This is a genomic window from Priestia sp. P5_B4 (assembly GCF_056400385.1).
Genome location: NZ_JBFULJ010000535.1, coordinates 1 through 2,616 on the forward strand (window position 1 = coordinate 1; position 2,616 = coordinate 2,616).

At 36.6% G+C, this 2,616-nt stretch carries 4 protein-coding genes; all 4 read right to left on the reverse strand.

Annotated features, from left to right (window positions below):
* A partial coding sequence (locus AC1DRF_RS22535; protein WP_477741738.1) for an iron-containing alcohol dehydrogenase occupies positions 1-1,073 on the reverse strand: 1,073 nt, incomplete at its 3' end.
* Between the two features lie 190 nt (positions 1,074-1,263).
* Complete coding sequence (locus AC1DRF_RS22540) at positions 1,264-1,725, reverse strand: GNAT family N-acetyltransferase (RefSeq protein WP_427076535.1); 462 nt, start codon at positions 1,723-1,725, stop codon at positions 1,264-1,266.
* A 39-nt stretch (positions 1,726-1,764) separates the two neighbouring features.
* Positions 1,765-2,022, reverse strand: coding sequence for a SunI/YnzG family protein (locus AC1DRF_RS22545; protein WP_427076536.1), 258 nt, complete (start codon positions 2,020-2,022; stop codon positions 1,765-1,767).
* Between the two features lie 66 nt (positions 2,023-2,088).
* The coding region (locus tag AC1DRF_RS22550) for an MBL fold metallo-hydrolase (RefSeq protein ID WP_477741739.1) at positions 2,089-2,616 on the reverse strand (528 nt) is incomplete at its 5' end.

Consider the following 2,616-nt stretch of genomic DNA (forward strand, 5'->3'; position numbering starts at 1 on the left):
ATTTCGTCTAGTCGCTCTTCTCCGATATCGTAATCTGATAAGCGAGAAGGTGCACCAAGGCTTGACCAAAAAGCGCTTAGCTTATCGATTCCTTCTAATGCGATTTCTTTGTCGCCTTTACCTACAGTTTCAATATCGAACATGCTTGTCATTACACGCTTCATACGAGTTACATCTTGATCTACAACGTGTCGCATCCAATTTGGGAATAGGATTGCTAAACCGCCTGCATGAGGAATGTCATATACCGCTGATACCGCGTGTTCAATTGTATGTGAAGCCCAATCGCCAAAGTAGCCCATTTGAAGTGTTCCGTTTAATGCGATTGTTCCGGAATATAAAATCGTTTCGCGGTGCTCGTAGCTTTGCAGATCTTCTAGCAATCTTGGTGCTGTTTCAATTACTGTTTGTAAAACGGAATAGCACATGCGATCTTGTAAAGGCGTGTTTTTCACATTATGGAAATATTGTTCAAATACATGGCTCATCATGTCTACCATGCCGTAGATAGTTTGATCTCTAGGAACAGACATCGTGTTCACAGGATCTAGTATAGAAAATACAGGATGCGTAACGGCACTTCCCCAAACATATTTTTCATTTGTTTCCCAATTCGTAATAACAGAATCAGGATTCATTTCAGAACCTGTTGCTGCCAATGTTAATACCGTTCCAAACGGCAGTGCTTTTGTAGCCGTTACTTTTTTGTTAATAATATCCCAGACGTCTCCTTCATACTCAGCTCCGGCAGCGATTGCTTTTGTGCAGTCAATAACGCTTCCTCCGCCGACTGCTAACATGAAGTCAATGTTTTCATTTCGGCAAATTTCAATTCCTTTTCGTACCGTAGATAGTCGAGGATTTGGCTCTACGCCCGCTAACTCATGTATATTTACGTTTAACTCTTTTAACAGCGTAAGAATTTGATCGTATAAACCATTTTTCTTAATGCTTCCTCCGCCGTATACAAGCAAAATATTTTTTCCATATTTCGGGAGTTCTTCTGATAATGCTTGAAGCTGATCTTTTCCGAAGATTAATTTTGTGGGATTATGATAAATGAAATTTTCCATACTATCTGTATACCTCCTAGTTGAATATAAAGTAAGTTGTCGCATTACGCGAACAAGAATGTAAGTATAAATGTAAAACAAAAATTTTTCAAGAGTTAAGTTCTCAKATCGCGTACTTTATTTTATTAAGTAATTAAAATGAAAAAAATGGCTTCTTAGATATAAAAAAGAGAGCAAGTAAATGCTCTCTTTAAAGTTCTTTATAAGCCATTTTTCTATACGTAACAAATCCTTCTTTTTCGTAAAAGCTTTCGGCAATCGTATTATCATTCCAATAATCTAACTCAATTGTATTGATGTCGTTTGTACGAGCAATGCTATAAATTTCTTTCATCAAACTCGAACCAAACCCTTTGTTTTTATAGGGTTCTGCGATGTTTATTTGATGAACATAAATTGACTTGTAAGTCTTTTTAAACACGGTCTCTGAATACTGCTTTATTTCCAGCCAAGCGAATCCCACATGCTGACCTTCGTCTTCTCCTAAAAGAAAGATAAATCTATCGTCTTTCATCACTTTCTTAAAAAATTCATGTATCTTCTGAAAATCATATATTTGAAAGCGCTCGGGGTATAATTCTACATGAAGTTGATGAACAGACTGATTAAGCTTGGCAATTTTACCAGTATCGAAAGTACGGCTAATCTTCAATTTTTTCTCTCCTATAAATCTCGTATTTAGTAATAATCGTTATGAATTTATTTCGTTTAATATAGCAGGTGCGTTTGAGGTAAATAACAGATAGTTTTTATTGGCCGTTTTTATAAAGATGCGGTCAGTCGTTCCGTACGGAGGGCCAATTCGAATGGCGTTTACTTCTTTGCCTCCGTACGTGTCATCTTCCGTTACTTCAAGAATGTCTTCTAACGGAATCGTAAAGTGTGAAAGCTGCCATTTTATAATGAGATTATCATTTATTTTTCGGACACTGATAGTTGGTGTAAACATTTTATACATCCCCTTTGGTTTCTATTTTCCCTTCCTTCTTCTAGCAAAAACCAAGTTCATTTCCCCTTAACTTTCTCCCTGTGCAATGTGTTCTTTTATCCTTAAAATTGCTTCTTTCGGACAGCCTTGAAAATAACCTCCATGGTAACAAATAACATGCTCAATGTCGTAGTGTAAGAATTTTTCGAGTGATTGAACTGCTTGGTCCATATTTAAGGTCGTTTGTTTAACAGGTCCCATTAATCGTCCATTTGCCAACACTAAAGCATCTCCAGCAACCAGTGTTTTTGATTTTCTTAAATAAAAACTTACATGCCCAGGCGTATGTCCAGGGGTAAAAATCGGTTCAATGCCTTCACAGTATGGGAGCATTTGACTCCCTTTTAATACTATATCTACGTCAACTTTTGGAGGGTTTTTATAAAAAGATTTTATTTCATCAGGTATAGCTGCTAGTTCTTCGTTACTCATTCGACTCGCATTCGTTTTAATAAGCGGAAGTTTCCCTTCAATATACGGCTTATCAAATTCATGAGCATATACGATGATATTTTCATTTGATTTTTTTCGTATATCAGTCGCACATCCTATGTG